The sequence below is a fragment of the Tessaracoccus yangjingae genome (assembly GCF_055326235.1).
The window spans coordinates 329,228-347,042 of record NZ_JBUZNN010000003.1 but is presented as its reverse complement, the minus strand read 5'-3'; the positions used below and the strand labels follow the sequence as shown (position 1 = coordinate 347,042).

Below are 17,815 nucleotides of genomic sequence, written 5' to 3'. Positions count from 1 at the left end.
GCGGACCTTTCACAGGGGAGTGGATGCGAGCTCGGGTGCCAGCCGCAGCTTCTGCAACGTCCTGGCGGAGGTGACTTTGACCCACCCCTCGGTGCGGCCGAGGAGCTCGGCGCAGGCGGCTACCGGGAGGTCGTCGATGTACCGGGCCACCACCAGCGCCCGCTCGATCGGCTTCAGCGACGCGAGCGCGCGCGTGAGGTCGATGCGGGTGGCGTTGTCGATCTGCGGCTACAGCAACTCCGGGAGGTCGTCGGTGACCCACTCCGTCGAGCTGCGCCGCCGCCTGAGGGAGACGAACTGGTGGTACAAGCTCCGCATGGCATACCCATGGGGGTTCCTGGCGGCGTCAACCCGGCCCCACGCCAGATACATCCTGGTCAGGGTGTCCTGGACGAGATCCTCAGCCAACTGGGCGTCGCCCGTGAGGAGGCGAGCACGTGAGTACAGCGCCGGCACGGCTTCGCGGGCCCAGGACGTGAACGTGTCCGGTTCCGTCATGTGCCCCCTCCCCGTGTCGATCGTCTCACCTGGACATACGCGACGGGGCCGTCACCAGGTAACGGCCCCGTCGGGGAGCGAGCGCGCGTTGCGTCAGGCCAGGCGGGCCGCGATCCGGTCGCCGATCTCGGTGGTGCGGAACTTCGCCGCGCCACGGTCGGCGATGTCGGCGCTGACCGCGTCGTCGATCCGCTGCGCCAGCTCGGGCCTGCCGAGGTGGTCCAGCAGCAGCGCCATCGAGGAGATGGCGGCCGTCGGGTCCGCGATGCCCTGACCCGCGATGTCAGGCGCCGAGCCGTGGACCGGCTCGAACATCGACGGGTACTCCCCGGTGGGGTTGATGTTGGCCGAGGCCGCCAGGCCGATGCCGCCGGTGACGGCCGCCGCGAGATCCGTGACGATGTCGCCGAACAGGTTGTCGGTGACGATCACGTCGAACTGGCTGGGGTCAACCACCATGGCGATCATGGCCGCGTCGATGTGCAGGTACCTGCGCTCGACCTCGGGGAACTCCGCGCCCACCTCGGTGAAGATGCGGTTCCACAGGCTGCCGGCGTTGACGAGCACGTTGTGCTTGTGCAGCAGAGTCAGCTGGCCGCGACGCGCCTGCGCCCGGCGGAAGGCGTCGCGGACGACGCGCTCCACGCCGTAGGCGGTGTTGACGGAGACCTCGGTGGCGAGCTCCTGCGGGGTGCCGACGCGCACGGCGCCGCCGTTGCCGCAGTAGAGGCCCTCGGTGCCCTCGCGGACCACGACGAAGTCCACCGTCTTGCCCTCGACCACGCTGGGGGCAAGGGGCGTGGGGACGCCGGGGTACAGCTTGGAGGGGCGCAGGTTGACGGCGTGATCGAACGCGAAGCGCAGCTTGAGCAGCAGGCCGCGCTCGAGCAGGCCGCTGGGGATCGCCTTCGATCCCGGGGCGGCGCCGACGGCGCCCAGCACGATGGCGTCGACGCCCTTGAGCTCCTCGAGCACCGAGTCCGGGAGCACCTCTCCGGTGCGCTGCCAGCGCTCGGCGCCGAGGTCGTAGTGGACGAAGCTGAACGCGTCGGCGCCCGCGACCGCGGTCAGCGCCTTGAGCGCCTCCGCCGTCACCTCGGGGCCGATGCCGTCGCCGCCGATGACGGCGATGGTGCTGGTCTGAGTCATGGGCAGACCCTACGGCTTGGCACTTTGGCGGGGGTAGGGGTGAGGGGTGCCCGTCCACTGGCTGAGACACCTCGCGGGGCGCCCGGCGGGGTATCCTTCGCTCTGATTCACGACCCTTGGGAGAGATCAATGCCGATGCTGCCGACCCGCCCGGCCGAATTCCACGTCTTCGACACCTCGCTGCGCGACGGCGCGCAGCAGGAGGGCATCCACCTCTCGGTGGCGGACAAGCTGAAGATCGCCGGGTACCTCGACGAGCTGGGCGTCACCTTCATCGAGGGCGGCTGGCCCGGCGCCAGCCCCGCCGACACCGAGTTCTTCGTGAAGGCCAAGGAGCTCAACCTGCAGCGGTCCAAGCTGGTGGCCTTCGGCGCCACGCGCAAGGCCGGTGGGAGGGCCGAGGAGGACGCGCTGACCCGCGCCCTCGTCGACGCGGACACCGAGTACATCTGCATCGTGGCGAAGTCGCACGACGAGCACGTCTACCGGGCGCTGCGGACCACCCTCGAGGAGAACCTCGAGATGATCACCGACACCGTGCAGTTCCTCCGGGCGCAGGGGCGGCGCGTGTTCGTGGACTGCGAGCACTTCTTCGACGGCTACCGCGCCAACCCCGAGTACGCCATCAAGGTGGTCCAGACGGCCCACGACGCGGGCGCCGAGGTGGTGGTGCTGTGCGACACCAACGGTGGGATGCTGCCGAGCTGGATGGCCGAGGTGGTGGAGGCCGCCGCGGCGACGGGCGCCAAGCTCGGCATCCACTGCCACAACGACACGGCCTGCGCGGTGGCCAACACGCTCGCCGCCGTCGAGGCCGGCGTGATGCACGTCCAGGGCACCTTCAACGGGTACGGCGAGCGCACGGGCAACGCGGACCTGTCCGCGCTCATCCCGAACCTGCAGCTCAAGTACGGCTGGGACGTGCTGCCCCCCGAGCAGCTCGCGGACCTCACCCGGGTGGCGCACGCCATCGCGCTGGTGGCGCACCAGCCGCTGCTCGGCCGGCAGCCCTACGTGGGGCACTCCAGCTTCGCCCACAAGGCCGGCCTGCACGCCTCCGCCATCAGGGTGGACGAGAACCTCTACCAGCACACCGATCCGGCGCTGGTCGGCAACGACATGCGCATGCTCGTCTCCGACATGGCGGGCCGGGCCAACATCCAGATCAAGGGTGAGCAGCTGGGATTCGACCTCGAAGACCGCGCGCTTGCGGCGTCGATCACCGAGCGGGTCAAGGCGAAGGAGGCCGAGGGCTACTCCTACGAGTCTGCGGACGCGTCGTTCGAGATGCTGCTGCGCGACGAGCTGGGCGTCCTCGAGCTGCCGTTCCAGGTGCAGTCCTGGCGGGTGTTCACCGAGGAGCGCGACGGCGTCAACATCTCCGAGGCCACCGTCAAGCTGACCGCCAAGGGCGATCGGCACATGGTGGTGGGCGAGGGCAACGGGCCCGTCAACGCCCTCGACGGCGCGCTCCGGCAGGCGCTCGCCGTGCCGTTCCCCGCCGTCGCCGAGTTCGAGCTGACCGACTACCGGGTGCGGATCCTCGACGAGGGGCACGGCACCGACGCCTCGGTGCGCACGCTCATCGACACCTCCTACAACGGGTTCACCTGGACGACGGTGGGCGTGGGCACCAACGTCATCGAGGCCTCGTGGGAGGCGCTGATGGACTCGCTGGCCTACGGCATCCTCACGCACCTGTCGGCCGAGTAGCCCCGGGTAGCGGGGGCAGCCTCCCACTAGGCTGGGCGCATGCGCATCGCTCGTTTCGTCAAGGACGGCCAGGACCCCGCCTACGGGATCATCGAACTCGCGGTTGACGGGGGGGACCACCCGGATTCCATCGCGACGCTCACGGGGGACCCGCTGGCCGGGGTGGCGGTGAACTACACCGGCGAGCGGCACGAGCTGGAGGACGTCCGCCTGCTCGCGCCTGTGATCCCGCGCAGCAAGATCGTCGCGGTGGGCAAGAACTACGCCGATCATGCCAAGGAGATGGGCGGCGAGGTGCCCGCGTCGCCGCTGCTGTTCTTCAAGCCCAACACCTCGGTCATCGGGCCGGAGGAGACCATCCTCCGCCCCGAGGGCTGCTCCGAGCTGCACTACGAGGGGGAGCTGGCCATCGTCATCGGACGCATCTGCAAGCAGGTGCCGGCCGAGCGGGTGCCCGAGGTGATCTTCGGCTACACCATCGCCAACGACGTGACCGCCCGGGACTGGCAGGCCACCGACGGGCAGTGGGCCCGAGCCAAGGGCTCCGACACCTTCCTGCCGCTCGGCCCCTGGATCAACACGCACCTGAGCATCGAGGAGGCCGAACACCTGTCCCTGGAGACGCGGCTGGGCGACGAGGTGCGCCAGCACGGCTCCACGTCGCAGATGGTGCGCGGCATCGTCGAGCTGGTGACCTACATCTCGTCGTTCACGACGCTGCTGCCGGGCGACCTCATCCTCACCGGCACCCCTGCGGGGGTCGGCGCGATGGAGCCGGGGGACCGGGTTAGCGTGGAGATCGACGGCCTGGGCGTGCTGAGCAACCCCGTCGCGGACGCGTGAGCCAGCCCCCGCAGCTGGCGCTGCTCGGCGAGCCGCAGGATCCGCCGTCGGGGCTGACCTACCCGTTGGCGCTGCGGCGCCCGGGCTTCTCGGGGTTCACGGCGATGTTCGGCGCGCTGCTGGCGTTCATCGGGTTCGCGCTGGTGGTGCCGCTGGTGTCCGCCCTGGTGCTACGGGTGGGGTTCCTGGCGCGCGGGGGAGGCGACTTCGACGCGTACTCGGCGGCCGCGTCGGCCTACGAGCTGCCGGAGGGCCCCGCCGCCGGGCACCTCGCGCTGGCCGCGCTGATCCCGCTGTGCGTGCTGCTGGTCCGCTACGTGCACGGGGTGCGGCCGCGGTGGCTGGCGTCGGTCCAACCGGGCCTGAGATGGCGCTATCTGGCGCTGTCGCTGGTGGTGGCGGCGGTGATCCTCAACGCCGTGACCTGGGCCTCCTTCTGGTTCGGCGAGATGCCCGTGTTCCACGGCGGGCAGGACGGCTGGGCGTGGTTCCTGCTGGTGGTCGCGATCACCTCGCCGCTGCAGGCCGCCGCGGAGGAGGTGTTCTTCCGCGGCTACCTGCTGCAGGCGATCGGGTCCGCCACCGGGCGGGCGTGGGCGGGGGTCGTCGGCTCCGCGTTGGTGTTCGCGCTGCTGCACGGGGTGCAGAACCCGGCCCTCTTCGCGCACCGCCTGGCGTTCGGCCTGGTGGCCGGGGCGCTCGTCGTCGTCACCGGCGGGCTGGAGGCGGGGATCGCGGCTCACGTGGTCAACAATGTCGCGGCGTACGCGTACGCGATCTTCACGTCGTCGGTCGCCGCGCTCCGGGGCGTGACGACGATCTCGTGGGCCGAGGCGGCGTGGAATGTGGGGGCGTTCGCGGCGTTCGGTGTCGCGGCGTGGTGGTTGGGCCGACGGCTGAGGGTCGCCACGCTCACCCCGTGACGTCGGGCCTGCTCGCCCCGGCCGGGTCCGGGTGAGGGTTGGCTGGTGGGGTTGGCTGGTGTGGGGGTTGAGCCAATGGATGGGTTCGCGGATCGGTTCACGCTCAGCGTGAGCGTGGGCCCCGTCGCGAACCCATCCATTGGCTCAACGCAGGTCGCTGGGCAGGACCGCGGAGGACCTGGCGACCGTCAGAGGGGCCGGAGCGCCAACAGCCCGAGGGTCGTCTCGACGAGACTGGGCAGGCTCTTCTCCGTGAAGTGAGCGACGAGCCACCCGGCCTTCATGAGGGTGAGATCGCGTGCCCTGTCTGCGTGGAACGATTCCGCTGAGCTGTGATAGGCGTAGCCGTCGAACTCGAGCGCGATCTTCTGCTCGCGGAACCCGGCGTCGACGTAGAACTTGCGACCGTTCGCGAAGACGGGGAGGTTCGACCGCCAGCCGGTGATGCCGGCGTCGCGAAGGGCCGCGTGAGCAGACAACTCGAGCGCTGACCACGGCGAGTCGGAGGACTGATCGAGGAGATCGCGACGGAGCTTGTTTCCCCGGCGGCGTGGCGTCAGTGCCAGCGCGCGCCTCATCTGCTTGAGGGTGCAGGCATTGCGTCGAAGCGCCTGCTGGATGGGCTCAGCGCCGAGCTCAGTGATGAGATCGAGCACGGTGAGTTCCGGGACGGTGCAGAGCACGCCGTCGCGGCGAGTCAGGAGCTCGATGGGGATGAGCCTCTCCTCGACCTCGAGTCCGTAGCCTGGGTTGATCGCGCGTCGGCACGCGAGTTCCAGCGTCTCCTTCTGCTCGATCTCTGGCCAGAAGGTGTGCGCTGCCGCGCTGCGGCGCACCAGCGCGAGGTCGTCCCCGTAGGCCTTGATGGCGCGAAGCCGCCCTGTGGTTGTCGCGGCGGTGCCGGGACTCCCGTACACGCCGGGCAGCATGCGGTCGAGTTGGCCCCGGAACGCGCGGGCATTCAGGGCGCGGGCCTTGTGCGGGAGCAGCCGCGCGGTGACGACGCCGTCGGCGATTCCCCGGATGATCTCGGGATCCATGCCGCCTAGTCTCGGCACCGATCGGGTCGCGGCCAAGGGGGATTCCACAACTGTGGATAACTCTGCGACCGGGCTACAGATTGTCGGCGCGCTGGGACGGGGGACGGGGGAGGCGGGGAGACGGGGCGAGACGGGCGGACGGGGGGACGGGGTTTGAGCCGATGGATGGGTTCGCGAGATGGCTTGCGCTCAGCCCACGCCTGGCCTCGTCCGCGAACCCATCCATCGGCTCAAACCCCTCCAGGCCGGGGCGCCGCTGCCAACAGCGTGGGCGCGCGGCCGGCGACGGCGGGGCCGACGACGGTGGTGTGGACGGGCGACGGTGGTGTGGACGGGCGACGGTGGTGTGGACGGGCGACGGTGGTGTGGACGGGCGACGGTGGTGTGGACGGGCGACGGCGGTCACGGGCTGCCTGGGCGTGGGTCAAGGGGACAGGAGGCGATGCCAGGGCATGGAGGGGGCGGTGTGGGAGCCGGTTTGCGGGGCGCCGAAGCGATCGTGTACTGTTCCTACTCGTGCCCGGGTGACCGGGCGCACAGGGGTATGGGGTAATTGGCAGCCCGCCGGATTCTGGTTCCGTCAGTCTAGGTTCGAGTCCTAGTACCCCTGCGGAAGGTGTTAAACTCCTTCTCGCTAGGGCCCCGTTGTGTAGCGGCCTAGCACGCCGCCCTCTCAAGGCGGTAGCGCGGGTTCGAATCCCGTCGGGGCTACAAATGAAGTCCCCCAGTCGGAAACGGCTGGGGGACTTCATCATTTCCGGGTCATTACTGGGCCGGCGCAGCCACCCGAGACCAGGCAGGTCCAGGCGCCTCGGCCCGGAGACCCGCGTTGGGCGGGCCCCGGACCGACCACGGCTACTCCGGGGCGCCGCTGCGGCGCAGCACCTCACTCAGCCGCTCCGCGGCGGCCAGCACCGCGGGGGCGTGAAGCCGGCCGGGGGAGCGGGTCAGCCGCTCGATGGGCCCGGAGACGGACACGGCCGCGATGAGCTTGCCCGACGGCGCCAGCACCGGCGCCGACACCGACGCCACGCCCGCCTCCCGCTCCGCCACGGACTGGGCCCAGCCCCGCCGTCGGACGCTCTGCAGCGTGGTCAGCGTGAAGGACGCGCCCTCCAGCAGCTTCTCGAGCTTCTCGGGCTCCTCCCATGCCAGCAGAACCTGGGCGGCGGACCCCGCCGTCATCGACAGCTGGGCGCCGACGGGGACGGTGTCGCGCAGGCCGGAGGGGCGCTCGACCGAGGCCACGCAGATGCGGGCGTCCCCCTGCCGTCGGAACATCTGCACGGACTCGCCGGTGATGTCGCGCAGCCTGGTCAGGATGGGCCCCGCCGTGGCCAGGAGGGGATCCTCGCCGGCGGATTCGGCCAGCTCGATGAGCCGCGGACCGAGGACGAAGCGCCCCTGCAGATCCCGCCCGACCAGCCGGTGATGCTCCAGCGCCACCGCCAGCCGGTGCGCGGTGGGGCGCGCCAAACCGGTGGCTGTCACCAGCCCTGCCAGGGTCAACGGATTGCGCTCCAGTGCTGCGAGCACGGAGGCCGCCTTGTCGAGTACGCCAACGCCACTTGTGTCGTCCATATGGTGAGATTATCAATCCACTATGTGGACATGCAAACGACACACGCCGGGCTCGGGCCGCATACTTGACGGCAGATTTCCTGTTGATTGCTGAGAAGAGGAGCCATGGGCAAGACCCTGAGCGAGAAGGTATGGGACGCGCACGTCGTCCGCGCGGTTGAGGGGGAGCCCGACCTGCTCTACATCGACCTGCACCTGGTCCACGAGGTGACCAGCCCGCAGGCCTTCGACGGGCTCCGCCTGGCCGGCCGCCCCGTGCGCCGCCCGGACCTGACGCTGGCCACCGAGGACCACAACACGCCCACGCTGAACATCAACCTGCCGATCGCGGACCCCGTCTCGCGCACCCAGGTGGACACGTTGCGCAAGAACGCAGCCGAGTTCGGCATCCGCATCCACTCGCTCGGTGACCGCGACCAGGGCGTCGTCCACATCATCGGCCCCCAGCTGGGCGTCACCCAGCCGGGCATGACCATCGTCTGTGGCGACTCCCACACCTCCACCCACGGCGCGTTCGGCGCGCTGGCGTTCGGCATCGGCACCTCCGAGGTGGAGCACGTGCTGGCCACCCAGACGCTGCCGCAGAAGAAGCCCCAGACCATGGCAGTCAACATCAACGGCGAACTGCCCGACGGCGTGACCGCCAAGGACGTCGTCCTGGCGCTCATCGCCAAGGTGGGCACCGGCGGCGGGCAGGGCTACATCGTCGAGTACCGCGGCTCCACCGTCGAGGCGCTCTCGATGGAGGGCCGCATGACCATCTGCAACATGTCCATCGAGTGGGGCGCGAAGGCGGGCATGATGGCCCCCGACGAGACCACCTTCGCCTACCTCAAGGGCCGTCCCCACGCGCCCGAGGGCGAGGACTGGGACGCCGCCGTCGAGTACTGGAAGACGCTGCGCACCGACGACGACGCCACGTTCGACGTGGAGGTGGACATCGACGCCACCCAGCTCACCCCCTTCGTGACGTGGGGCACCAACCCCGGCCACGGCGTGCCCCTGGGCAGCGTTGTGCCCAGCCCGGAGGACTTCGACTCCGAGGTGGAGCAGGCCACGGCCAGGCGCGCACTGGAGTACATGGCGCTGACCCCCGGCACGCCGATGCGCGACATCACCGTCGACACCGTCTTCCTGGGCTCGTGCACCAACGGCCGCATCGAGGACCTGAGGCTGGCCGCCTCCATCCTCGAGGGCCAGCACATCGCCGACGGCGTGCGCATGCTGGTGGTGCCCGGCTCGGCCCGCGTCCGCCTGCAGGCCGAGGCCGAGGGCCTGGACAAGATCTTCCTGGACTTCGGCGCCGAGTGGCGCGCCGCCGGCTGCTCGATGTGCCTGGGCATGAACCCGGACCAGCTGGCCCCGGGCGAGCGCGCCGCGTCCACGTCGAACCGCAACTTCGAGGGACGTCAGGGCAAGGGTGGCCGCACCCACCTGGTGTCGCCGCCGGTTGCCGCCGCCACCGCCATCGTCGGCCACCTGGCCGCCCCCGCCGACCTGATTGGACGCTGATCATGGAACCCTTCGTCAACCACACCGGCGTCGCCGTGCCGCTGCGCCGCTCCAACGTCGACACCGACCAGATCATCCCCGCGGTCTACCTCAAGCGGATCACCCGCACCGGCTTCGAGGACGGCCTGTTCGCCGCCTGGCGCAACGACCCCGAGTTCGTGCTCAACCAGGAGCCGTTCAAGACCGGCACCATCCTCATCCCCGGCCCGGACTTCGGCACCGGCTCCTCCCGCGAGCACGCGGTGTGGGCGCTGCAGAACTACGGCTTCAAGGTGATCGTCGGCACCCGCTTCGGCGACATCTTCCGCTCCAACTCCGGCAAGGCCGGCCTGCTCGTGGCCGTCGTTTCCGAGGAAGACCGTGGCCGGCTCTGGGACGCCATCGACGCGGACCCGAACGTGCCCACCACGGTGGACCTGCCGACGCAGAGCATCACGCGCGGCGACATCGTGGTCAGCTTCGAGATCGACGAGTACACCAAGCACCGCCTGCTGAACGGCCTCGACGACATCTCGCTCACGCTGATGCAGGCGGACTCGATCTCCGCCTACGAGGCGACGCGGCCGTCGTTCAAGCCGAAGACGCTGCCGGTGAGGACCGCCGACACCGTCGCCTGACGCCCACTGGTTCCCCTCGACGGCAGCAGAGGTTCCCCTTCGGGAGCCTCTGCTGCCGTCGTGCTTCTCCCGCGACCACCCACGCGTCCCCGGCACCATCGGAGGGTCGGGCGGCCGGAGACCCATCCGGTTGCGTGGCAGCACGGGGGCCAACCATGCCTCCGCGCCTCCATAATGAACTCGTGCGCGACATGCGGCTCCCGGCTTGGGGCCTTGCCATTCTCGGCGTGGCGGGCCTGACGCTGACTGCTGCGGTCTCGAGCGCATCCACCGCGTTCATCGCTCCGGTCACCGGAATTGTGACGGCCCCGGCCATCGTCCTGGGCCTGCTGCTCGTCAGTCGACGCCCGCGACTCGTGATCGGTCTCCTGCTGGTGGCGCTCGGGGTGGCGCCGATCGTGACGTTCGCACTCTCGCAGTGGGGTGAGACCGCCGCGACGGCGGACCCGCTGCCGGGCGCGCGACTGGCAGGTGCCCTGGGCGCCGGCGCGTGGGTGTGGATGTACGTGCCGCCGACCATCCTTGCCCTGACGTTCCCCCACGGCACGCTGCTGTCTCCCCGATGGCGCCCGGTCCTGGCGGCGTCCGTCCTCGTCCCCGCCCTGCTGCAGCTGCTCTTCGCGCTCGACCCGAGGACGTATGCGAGCGGTGGGGGCACCGTGCCGGGGTCGACTCCGCTGGCGTTGCCGCCCGGGATGTTCACACCCCTGGCACTGGTCTCGCTGGCAGGCATGCTCGCCACCCTTGTGGCCGGCGCGGTCGCAGTGGTGCGCCGCTACCGCACCGGCGACGACGTCACCCGTCGCCAGATCCGCTGGTTCGCGGCGGGTGCCGCGTTCCTGCCGCTGGTGCTGGCCGTGTGCCTGGTGAGTGTGCTCGCGCTGGGCGGACCCAACGAAATCGTGCTCGCGGGGCTCGGTGTCGTGTTCGTGAGCATGCCGGTGAGTGTCGCCGTCGCCGTGCTGCGTCTGGGCCTCTACGACGTCGATCGCCTCATTTCCCGCACGCTGGCGGCGACAGTGGTCACCGCCGTGCTCGGCGCACTCTTCGGAGGGGTGATCGTCGTGGTGGGACTCGCGTTGGGCCGTGACTCCTCCCTCGGGGTGGCGTTGGCGAGCCTCGCCTGCGCGCTGGCGGTGAGCCCGTTGTGGCGGGCAGTCAGAGCGCGCGTGGATCGGCGCTTCTACCGCGACCGTCACCGGGCGATCGCGGAGGTCCGAGCCTTCGTGGCCGCAGTCCGCGAGGGGACCGCCGAGCCGGAGGACGTCGACGCAGTGCTGGCATCGGCGCTCGCAGACCCCTCGGTCCGCGTCATCTACGACGGGCTCCCCGGCAGCGGGCGCACGGCCGACTCCGACGCCGATGCCGACGCGGGGCCGGGGGTCAGAGTCTCGGCTGGTGGCCGCGCCGTGGCGACCGTGTACGTCGGTCCGGAATCCCGGGAACGGACGGGTTTGCTGAGGGAGGTGCTGGGCGAGGCCCACCTGCCCATGGAGGTCGCCCGGCTCCGTGCGGAGCTGCGTCAGGCGCTCGCCGAGACCGAGGCCTCGCGGTCGCGTCTGCTGCGGGCGGCTGACGACGAACGCCGCCGGCTGGAGCGAGACCTGCATGACGGGGCGCAGCAGCGACTCGTCGCGCTGGGGATGTCCCTCCGGCTGGCCGAGCGTCGCCTCGCCCCCGAGGACCCGCAGCGCGCCGTCCTGGACGACGCCGTCGCCCAGTTGCGCGAAGCAGTGGAGGACCTGCGGTCGGTCGCGCAGGGCCTACGACCGCGCGGACTCGACGAGGGCCTTCCGGCAGCCCTGCGCGGTCTCGTCAGCGGGGTGCCCGTGCCGGTCGATCTGAGCGTCGACGCCGCGCCGCTCCCCGATCCCGTCGCGACGACCGCGTACTACGTGGCCGCGGAGGGCGTCGCGAACGCGCTCAAGCACGCGCGTCCGGGAGGTCTTCGCATCGGCGTCACGCGGACGCCCGACCAGCTGACCGTCACCGTGGCCGACGACGGGCGGGGCGGCGCCTTCATCGTTCCCGGGAGCGGGCTGGCGGGCCTGAATGACCGGGTCGCGGCGGCCGGTGGGGTGCTCCGCGTGTCCAGCCCTGACGGGCATGGCACCACGATCGAGGCGGTGCTGCCGTGCGCGTCGTGATCGCCGACGACAGTGTCCTGATCCGGGAAGGCCTGGCGAGGCTGCTCGCCGAGGCGGGCTATGACGTCGTCGCAAAGGTCGGGGATGCGGACGCGCTCGAGGCAGCGGTTGCCGAACTCGGCCCGGACCTCGTCATTGCCGACGTGCGCATGCCACCGGCGATGGACGACGACGGCGCACGTGCCGCCCGGCGCTTGAGGGCGGCGCATGCCGACCTGCCGATCGTGTTGTTGTCCCAACACGTCGAGACCCGCTGGGCCACAGAACTCGCCGCCTCGGGCGGATTCGGGTACCTGCTCAAGGACAGGGTGTTGGATGTCGACGAGTTCCTCGAGGCGCTGCGGAGGGTGTCCGGAGGCGGCTCGGCGATCGATCCCGAGGTGATCGGAGCGCTGTTGCGTCCGGCGCACGCGGACGACCCGCTCCGCTCCATCAGTGCCAGGGAACGCGACGTGCTCGGGCTCATGGCCGAGGGTCGTTCGAACGCCGCGATCGCGCAGCAGCTCTGGCTCACCGAACGGACCGTCGAGAGCCACATCCGGCGCATCCTTCCCAAGCTGGGGATCGTGGACGCCGAGGACGGCCACCGGCGCGTCCTGGCGGTCCTGACCTATTTGCGTGCCACCACGCACCGGGAGTGAGGTACCCGCACGCATGACCCTGGGGGGTCGACGGCGAAGACTTTAGGGGTACCCGCAAGCCCCGTTCAAGCCAGGAGGTCCTCACATGAAGGCAACGACCGACGTCACCGTCGACATCAGCCGGCCGCGGCCGGCGGGACGGACCAGCGGTCCGTCACTGCAGCGCCGTGCCGGGACACTGGCCATCGCATCCGCCGTCCTGTTCTTCGTCAACACGCTGGTGGAGTTCCGCTACGACCTCTTCGACGTCTCGTCCGGGGGTGCCGCGGTCGCCAATCAGGTGGGATTCACGCTGGCGCTGGTCGGGTGGGTCGTCGCGCTGCTGCTGATGATGCGCGCCCGCCTCGCAGCTCGGGGCCGATTCGCCTTGGCTGCCTTCTCGCTCCAGGTGGCGGGCCTGTCCGCACTTGTGGTCGCGAACCTGGCCGTCCTGGGCGGCGGAGGGCAGGACTCGCCCCTGTACCCGCTCGGTGGCATGGCGCAGCTGCTCGGCGGACTCCTCGGGGGCATCGCGCTGGCGCTCCCAGGCCGGCTGCGTGGCTGGCACCGGCTAGCGGCACTGGCATTCGGTCTGGTTCCGGTAGGCGTGGCCTTCGTGCTCATGGGAAAGCCGAACCTCGCGGTGGAGTCGCTCCTGCCTGCCGCATGGATACTCCTCGGCGTCGCGCTGATCCAGGACGCCCGCGAGTCGTGACCGCGCAGGGCGCGCCCGATGCACCGCATCGGCATTCCAGGGTCGGCGCGGCCACGGCCCAGATGGAGGGCGCCTGGAACCGGGGCCCTGCCGTCCTTGCCTCTGGAACGTCCTACGCAGAGAGCGGTCCCTATGTAGAGGCATAGAGACCGCTCCAGAGGTAGAAGGGTTGCCGGTCATCTCCGGCGCCTGGGCCACGCGGGCCGGATCATGCTGACGAACGCCCCGAGCGAGGCCAGCGCGCCCAGGGCGAAGAAGTACTTCAGCTCCACCGTCAGGCCGTTGGTGACGATCACGCCCTCCCAGCCGCCGTCGAGGATCGTCTTGATCAACCAGACGCAGACCGCGAACGCCACGGCGCAGTACACCATGGCGAAGCGGGCCTGCCGGGGAGTCAAGTCATCATTCGTGCTCATCGCATGAACCCCTTGATCACGAGCAGGAACAGCGAGGAGACACCGACCGTGAGCGCCACCGCGCCCACGATGTCGCTCACCCCTGACCACTGCCGGGTCCTGTCCATCCACGCCACCTCATCGGGCGTGAGCGGCTCGTCGGAGAGCTGAATGGTCAGGCTGACGTTCTCTCTGCTGGACACGTTCTCGAAGTAGCTCGTCAGGGCTGTCCCAGGGCCGGCGTCGACCGGGTAGAAGAGCTGGTAGTCGAGGACCAACGTGGCCTCCCCCGCGCGGACATCGTCGTCAGAGAGGTAGACCCGGTGCTCGACGGTGAAGTCGCGCTCGTCGGGGTCCCCCGAGAAGGAGTTGGGCCAGTCCCGGCCAACGGGCATCTGCACGTCGAGCCATGGCCCAGCGTCGTCGTCGCTGAGCGGGTACACGCGCACATCCGCAGTGCCCCGGTAGTGACCCTTGATGGATGCGATCCCCGGGTGGAACTCGATGTCGATGTAGCCGCCCGGCCGAAACACTCCCTCTGTGCTCACGCCCTTCATGGCCGGTCCCTCGACCGCCTGGTAGCTCGACGGGGGTTTCATGAGGAGGTGCGCGGCTGCGAACACCACCAGCGACGCGAGCAGGAGCGCGCCCCAGAGCACCCGGGCCCGCTTCGCGGCGGCGCCTGGATGGGCGGGCCGCCGACGTGGCCCACGGCTCACATGACTGGGCCCAGCCCTACTCATGGCCTTGCCTTTCCTCACTGTCCATGATGCTCCGGCCATGGCCGCCGTGCGGGCTGAACGACACTTCCCGCCGAGCGGCGGCCGCGGGTCTAGGCTCGTTACACCCGCCCTCGCGCGGGTGGGCTGCGGCGACGACGGCGCGGAGGTGAAGGCGCATGGGGCTCGACTACCGGTACCTGCTGTTCGTCGAACGCGACGCCGAACTGGAGGCGCTCCGGCACCTCGCCGGGATCTCTGCTGCCCGTCGTGATGGGACCTCGGTGGAGGTTCCGGGCCCCGGCGACATTCCGTACCGGACCGAGACGTGGCCGTTCAAGGCCGCGTCTGGGACACCGCCGCACCTGTGGTGGGACGATCCGGCGCCGGAGTGGAACTTCGCCACCGTGCTCGCCTTCGAGCCCGACGACGCGCTCCGCTGGTATCAGCGCGACGAGCCGCGGCTGGACGCGCAGGGCCGCCACGAGATCGGCTACATCTACCTCACCGTCCACCGTCGGATCGAGGACTGGGCCTCGGGGGCGGACGACGGCGTGGTGCTGTTGGAGTTCGGGACCACCGGCTCGAAGATGAGCGCGATGTTCTCGGAGTCCGAGTCGGTCAGGCGCGCGATGGTCCGCCTGCTGGAGGACTGCCGCGGTGTGTGCGGGATCTTCGACTGGGAGGACCACGCCACCCTCTTCTGGTGGCGGGGGCGCGAGCTGGACGTCGAGCTGCCTCAGGCTGAGCTGGACCTGGCGGAGGTGGAGCTGTCCGTGCCACCGGTCGAGCCGGCGGAACGGCCCGCGCCGCTGGAGCCGCCGTCGGAGGACGACGCGCGCGAGCCGTCGTTCTGGACCCCCCGCAACTCCACCTGCGACCCGTGGTGGCGCCGGATGCTGGACCGGATCCTCAGCGCGGCTCGTCGGCCGGGCTGAGCGGTGCATCGGGACGAGGGCTCCGCACGACCTCCGCCAGCTGGGGCGGGCGGGCCGAGGGGACGACGAGGAGCGCCAGGAGCGAGACCGCGCCGACGACGGTGAGGGCGCGGAGGATGCCGTAGTGGTCGCCCAGGAAGCCGAGCAGCGGCGGGCCGGCGAGGAAGGCCGTGTAGCCGATGGTGGAGACCACGCTCAGCCGGGCGTGCGCCCGGGCCGGCTCGTCGGCCGCCGCGGACATGCCGACGGGGAAGCCGAGGCTGGCGCCCACACCCCAGACCGCCGCGCCCACGAAGGCCAGCCACGGCGTGCCGAAGACCACCAGCAGGCAGCCGAGGATCCCGGAGACGAACAGGACGCGCAGCACCGGCACCCGCCCGTAGCGGTCCAGCAGCCGGGTGCCGAGGATCCGCCCGGCGGTCATGAAGGACAGGAACACGGCCAGCGCCAGCACGCCGAAGGTCTTGTCCAGGCCGTGGCCGTCGACGAAGGCGACCGCCATCCAGTCGTTGGCCGTGCCCTCGGTGAACGCCGCGGCCAGCACCATCACTCCTATCAGCAGGGTGCGGGGCTCGGTCCAGGCGGACCTGGCGGGGGCCGGGGCGGCGGGGGAAGCGGCGCCCGGTTCGCCGTCCTCGAACGCGGGCAGGAACGTCGAGGTGCCCCACAGGACCAGGATCGCCGACATCGCGCCGACGGCGCCGATGTGCCAGATGAGCGGCACCTTCAGCCAGACCATCAGGGCCCCGACGAGCGCGCCCAGCACGGTCCCCCCGCTGAAGGCGGCGTGGAACCACGGCATGATCGAGCGGCCAAGGCCGCGTTCGATGATGGTGCCCTCGAGGTTCTGCGCCACGTCCCAGACGCCGGTGCCCAGGCCGAGGAGGAACAGGGCGGCCGCGGCGGCGGCCATGGGGAGCCCCGCCTGGACGCTGGCGGCGGCCAGCACGAGGCCGGGGAGCGCGACCACCATCGCCGCCCGCACCGCGCGGGTGGCGCCGAGGCGGCGCGTGACGAGCCCTGCGATCGGCAGCCCGCACAGCGCTCCGGCCGAGACGGCCAGCAGGAGGAGGCCGAGCCCGCCCGGGCTGAGCGCGAGCATCTCCTTCACGTCCGGCACGCGCGACATCCAGGACGCGAACGCGAACCCGTTGACGGCGAACACGACGAAGTCGCCGTTGCGGGCGCTCAGCACCGCCGGCCGCCCCCCTGTCGTGTTCGGCGTCGCCGCAACCCCATGTGTCATGTGGATGAGCGTACAAACGGCGCACGACATTGCCAGAATCGGCCGCTTCCGGCGGCCCGCGGGGTCACCCTGCGGCTAACCCCGGCCCGGCGGAGCGGCCACTCGCGCTCGTCCTAGGCTGGGACGAGTCCACCGTCAGGAGCACCGTGAATCCGCTTGCGAGCACCTTCATCACCGCAGCTCTGGTCTTCTACTCCGTCGGGGTGTGGGGCGAGCGGCTGACCGGCCGCCTCCGGTGGTGGAACTTCGCGTTCTTCGTCCTCGGCCTCGTATGCGACACAGTGGGCACCGGCATGATGTTCGACTTCGTCGGGGGCATGACCTTCGACGTCCACGGCATCTCCGGGCTCATCGCGATCCTGCTCATGCTGGTCCATGCCGTCTGGGCGGCCGTCGTGCTGATCCGGAAGGATGAGGCGGCGCTGAAGAACTTCCACCGGTTCAGCATCTTCGTGTGGGCCGTCTGGCTGATCCCCTACTTCAGCCCGATGTTCTTCGCCCTGGCGAGCTGACCTGACAGCGGGTCCAGGCGGGTTTCCCGGCCGTGGCGTGGTAGGTGTTGACCATGACGATCCTCGACGCCGCGACACTCACCGGCCGCCTGGTCAGGCTGGAGCCCCTCAGCGACGAGCACGTCGACGGCCTGAGCGAGGCGGTGCAGGACGGCCGCATCCACGACCTCTGGTACACATCGGCCCCCGCGCCTGAGGCGATGGCGGCCGATGTCGCAGCCAAGCGGGACCAGTGGGACCGTGGCCTCATGCTGCCCTTCGCGATCCGCCGACTGGCCGACGGTCAGCTGATCGGGGTGACCACCTTCTGCAACCCCCTCCCGGCCGTGCCCGCGGTGGAGATCGGCTACACCTGGCAGGCCGCGTCCGCGCACCGCACGGGCACGAACTGGGACGCGAAGCTCCTGATGCTGACCCATGCCTTCGAGCAGTGGGGCTGCCGGCGGGTGTGCTTCCGGGCGACGTGGTTCAATCATCGGTCGCGGCGAGCGATCGAGCGGCTCGGGGCCGTGTACGAGGGGCGCATCCGCAATGACCGGATCCTGCGCACCGGGGAGGTGACCGACACCGCGCAGTACTCGATCACCGACGGCGACTGGCCCGCCGTCCGCCGCCACCTCGACCACCTGCTCCTCGACCGCTGATTC

Annotated in this window: 19 protein-coding genes and 2 tRNA genes; 13 read left to right on the top strand and 8 right to left on the bottom strand. The window is 70.6% G+C overall.

Annotated elements, in window-relative coordinates; translation table 11 throughout:
- Positions 1 to 9: 9 nt before the first annotated feature.
- The 3 genes from ACZK5D_RS06935 to ACZK5D_RS06925 form a co-directional block, all read right to left on the bottom strand.
- Positions 10 to 204, bottom strand: a complete 195-nt coding sequence (locus tag ACZK5D_RS06935; RefSeq protein ID WP_463664793.1) for an RNA polymerase sigma factor — start codon at positions 202 to 204, stop codon at positions 10 to 12.
- Positions 205 to 228: 24 nt separating this feature from the next.
- Positions 229 to 498 (bottom strand): sigma factor, encoded by a 270-nt coding sequence (locus tag ACZK5D_RS06930; protein WP_463664752.1) that lies wholly within the window; start codon positions 496 to 498, stop codon positions 229 to 231.
- 93 nt (positions 499 to 591) lie between these two features.
- On the bottom strand, positions 592 to 1,647 hold the full coding sequence (locus ACZK5D_RS06925) for a 3-isopropylmalate dehydrogenase (protein ID WP_463664751.1): 1,056 nt from the start codon (positions 1,645 to 1,647) through the stop codon (positions 592 to 594).
- A 129-nt stretch (positions 1,648 to 1,776) separates the two neighbouring features.
- Here ACZK5D_RS06925 and cimA point away from each other — a divergent pair, with 129 nt between their 5' ends.
- From cimA to ACZK5D_RS06910, 3 genes are read left to right on the top strand one after another with little or no spacing between them, the layout of a single operon-like run.
- A complete protein-coding gene (cimA, locus tag ACZK5D_RS06920) occupies positions 1,777 to 3,360 on the top strand; it encodes a citramalate synthase (RefSeq protein WP_463664750.1) in 1,584 nt (527 codons plus the stop codon).
- Between the two features lie 39 nt (positions 3,361 to 3,399).
- On the top strand, positions 3,400 to 4,203 hold the full coding sequence (locus tag ACZK5D_RS06915) for a fumarylacetoacetate hydrolase family protein (RefSeq protein ID WP_463664749.1): 804 nt from the start codon (positions 3,400 to 3,402) through the stop codon (positions 4,201 to 4,203).
- Positions 4,200 to 5,126, top strand: coding sequence for a CPBP family intramembrane glutamic endopeptidase (locus ACZK5D_RS06910; RefSeq protein WP_463664748.1), 927 nt, complete (start codon positions 4,200 to 4,202; stop codon positions 5,124 to 5,126). The genes ACZK5D_RS06915 and ACZK5D_RS06910 overlap by 4 nt, the downstream gene beginning before the upstream one ends.
- Positions 5,127 to 5,314: 188 nt before the next feature.
- Here the strand turns inward: ACZK5D_RS06910 and ACZK5D_RS06905 are convergent, their stop codons facing one another.
- Positions 5,315 to 6,166 (bottom strand): putative endonuclease domain-containing protein, encoded by an 852-nt coding sequence (locus ACZK5D_RS06905; RefSeq protein ID WP_463664747.1) that lies wholly within the window; start codon positions 6,164 to 6,166, stop codon positions 5,315 to 5,317.
- Between the two features lie 538 nt (positions 6,167 to 6,704).
- Between ACZK5D_RS06905 and ACZK5D_RS06900 the strand changes: the two genes are divergently transcribed.
- A tRNA-Gln gene (locus tag ACZK5D_RS06900) sits at positions 6,705 to 6,776 on the top strand.
- Positions 6,777 to 6,804: 28 nt separating this feature from the next.
- A tRNA-Glu gene (locus ACZK5D_RS06895) sits at positions 6,805 to 6,877 on the top strand.
- 144 nt (positions 6,878 to 7,021) lie between these two features.
- On the opposite strand, the gene ACZK5D_RS06890 is transcribed toward ACZK5D_RS06895, so the two are convergent.
- The gene (locus ACZK5D_RS06890) at positions 7,022 to 7,747 is read right to left on the bottom strand and encodes an IclR family transcriptional regulator (RefSeq protein WP_458993677.1); all 726 of its coding nucleotides are present in this window, start codon (positions 7,745 to 7,747) and stop codon (positions 7,022 to 7,024) included.
- Positions 7,748 to 7,852: 105 nt separating this feature from the next.
- Between ACZK5D_RS06890 and leuC the strand changes: the two genes are divergently transcribed.
- From leuC to ACZK5D_RS06865, 5 genes are all read left to right on the top strand, one after another.
- Positions 7,853 to 9,259: a 3-isopropylmalate dehydratase large subunit gene (leuC, locus tag ACZK5D_RS06885; RefSeq protein WP_463664746.1), complete on the top strand. Its 1,407-nt coding sequence runs from the start codon at positions 7,853 to 7,855 to the stop codon at positions 9,257 to 9,259.
- Positions 9,260 to 9,261: 2 nt separating this feature from the next.
- Positions 9,262 to 9,876 carry a 3-isopropylmalate dehydratase small subunit gene (gene leuD / locus ACZK5D_RS06880; protein WP_463664745.1) on the top strand — a complete coding sequence of 205 codons (615 nt, stop codon included), beginning with the start codon at positions 9,262 to 9,264 and terminating at the stop codon, positions 9,874 to 9,876.
- 191 nt (positions 9,877 to 10,067) lie between these two features.
- Positions 10,068 to 12,023, top strand: coding sequence for a sensor histidine kinase (locus ACZK5D_RS06875; RefSeq protein ID WP_463664792.1), 1,956 nt, complete (start codon positions 10,068 to 10,070; stop codon positions 12,021 to 12,023).
- Complete coding sequence (locus ACZK5D_RS06870) at positions 12,011 to 12,664, top strand: response regulator transcription factor (RefSeq protein WP_463664744.1); 654 nt, start codon at positions 12,011 to 12,013, stop codon at positions 12,662 to 12,664. The genes ACZK5D_RS06875 and ACZK5D_RS06870 overlap by 13 nt, the downstream gene beginning before the upstream one ends.
- Before the next feature lie 85 nt (positions 12,665 to 12,749).
- Positions 12,750 to 13,358 carry a hypothetical protein gene (locus tag ACZK5D_RS06865; protein ID WP_463664743.1) on the top strand — a complete coding sequence of 203 codons (609 nt, stop codon included), beginning with the start codon at positions 12,750 to 12,752 and terminating at the stop codon, positions 13,356 to 13,358.
- A gap of 176 nt (positions 13,359 to 13,534) precedes the next feature.
- Here ACZK5D_RS06865 and ACZK5D_RS06860 read toward each other — a convergent pair whose 3' ends face one another.
- Both ACZK5D_RS06860 and ACZK5D_RS06855 read right to left on the bottom strand, forming a co-directional pair.
- Positions 13,535 to 13,774 (bottom strand): hypothetical protein, encoded by a 240-nt coding sequence (locus ACZK5D_RS06860; RefSeq protein ID WP_463664742.1) that lies wholly within the window; start codon positions 13,772 to 13,774, stop codon positions 13,535 to 13,537.
- Positions 13,771 to 14,412 carry a hypothetical protein gene (locus ACZK5D_RS06855; protein WP_463664741.1) on the bottom strand — a complete coding sequence of 214 codons (642 nt, stop codon included), beginning with the start codon at positions 14,410 to 14,412 and terminating at the stop codon, positions 13,771 to 13,773. Before ACZK5D_RS06855 ends, ACZK5D_RS06860 begins: the two co-directional genes overlap by 4 nt.
- Before the next feature lie 239 nt (positions 14,413 to 14,651).
- On the opposite strand from ACZK5D_RS06855, the gene ACZK5D_RS06850 reads away from it, so the two are divergent.
- Positions 14,652 to 15,410 carry a hypothetical protein gene (locus tag ACZK5D_RS06850; RefSeq protein ID WP_463664740.1) on the top strand — a complete coding sequence of 253 codons (759 nt, stop codon included), beginning with the start codon at positions 14,652 to 14,654 and terminating at the stop codon, positions 15,408 to 15,410.
- Here the strand turns inward: ACZK5D_RS06850 and ACZK5D_RS06845 are convergent.
- Positions 15,385 to 16,656 (bottom strand): MFS transporter, encoded by a 1,272-nt coding sequence (locus tag ACZK5D_RS06845; RefSeq protein WP_463664739.1) that lies wholly within the window; start codon positions 16,654 to 16,656, stop codon positions 15,385 to 15,387. The two genes, ACZK5D_RS06850 and ACZK5D_RS06845, sit on opposite strands and share 26 nt — an antisense overlap.
- 146 nt (positions 16,657 to 16,802) lie before the next feature.
- On the opposite strand from ACZK5D_RS06845, the gene ACZK5D_RS06840 reads away from it, so the two are divergent.
- Both ACZK5D_RS06840 and ACZK5D_RS06835 read left to right on the top strand, forming a co-directional pair.
- Positions 16,803 to 17,168 (top strand): HsmA family protein, encoded by a 366-nt coding sequence (locus ACZK5D_RS06840; protein ID WP_458993684.1) that lies wholly within the window; start codon positions 16,803 to 16,805, stop codon positions 17,166 to 17,168.
- A 53-nt stretch (positions 17,169 to 17,221) separates the two neighbouring features.
- A complete protein-coding gene (locus tag ACZK5D_RS06835; protein WP_463664738.1) occupies positions 17,222 to 17,812 on the top strand; it encodes a GNAT family N-acetyltransferase in 591 nt (196 codons plus the stop codon).
- Positions 17,813 to 17,815: the final 3 nt, after the last annotated feature.

Excerpts from the sequence above, each read along its gene's own strand:
- ACZK5D_RS06850 (WP_463664740.1), top strand. The coding sequence starts at position 14,652 with ATGGGGCTCGACTACCGGTACCTGCTGTTCGTCGAACGCGACGCCGAA.
- leuC (WP_463664746.1), top strand. The coding sequence starts at position 7,853 with ATGGGCAAGACCCTGAGCGAGAAGGTATGGGACGCGCACGTCGTCCGC.
- ACZK5D_RS06835 (WP_463664738.1), top strand. The coding sequence starts at position 17,222 with ATGACGATCCTCGACGCCGCGACACTCACCGGCCGCCTGGTCAGGCTG.
- ACZK5D_RS06875 (WP_463664792.1), top strand. The coding sequence starts at position 10,068 with ATGCGGCTCCCGGCTTGGGGCCTTGCCATTCTCGGCGTGGCGGGCCTG.
- ACZK5D_RS06915 (WP_463664749.1), top strand. The coding sequence starts at position 3,400 with ATGCGCATCGCTCGTTTCGTCAAGGACGGCCAGGACCCCGCCTACGGG.
- ACZK5D_RS06930 (WP_463664752.1), bottom strand. The coding sequence starts at position 498 with ATGACGGAACCGGACACGTTCACGTCCTGGGCCCGCGAAGCCGTGCCG.
- cimA (WP_463664750.1), top strand. The coding sequence starts at position 1,777 with ATGCCGATGCTGCCGACCCGCCCGGCCGAATTCCACGTCTTCGACACC.
- ACZK5D_RS06925 (WP_463664751.1), bottom strand. The coding sequence starts at position 1,647 with ATGACTCAGACCAGCACCATCGCCGTCATCGGCGGCGACGGCATCGGC.
- leuD (WP_463664745.1), top strand. The coding sequence starts at position 9,262 with ATGGAACCCTTCGTCAACCACACCGGCGTCGCCGTGCCGCTGCGCCGC.
- ACZK5D_RS06905 (WP_463664747.1), bottom strand. The coding sequence starts at position 6,166 with ATGGATCCCGAGATCATCCGGGGAATCGCCGACGGCGTCGTCACCGCG.
- ACZK5D_RS06865 (WP_463664743.1), top strand. The coding sequence starts at position 12,750 with ATGAAGGCAACGACCGACGTCACCGTCGACATCAGCCGGCCGCGGCCG.
- ACZK5D_RS06890 (WP_458993677.1), bottom strand. The coding sequence starts at position 7,747 with ATGGACGACACAAGTGGCGTTGGCGTACTCGACAAGGCGGCCTCCGTG.
- ACZK5D_RS06860 (WP_463664742.1), bottom strand. The coding sequence starts at position 13,774 with ATGAGCACGAATGATGACTTGACTCCCCGGCAGGCCCGCTTCGCCATG.
- ACZK5D_RS06845 (WP_463664739.1), bottom strand. The coding sequence starts at position 16,656 with ATGACACATGGGGTTGCGGCGACGCCGAACACGACAGGGGGGCGGCCG.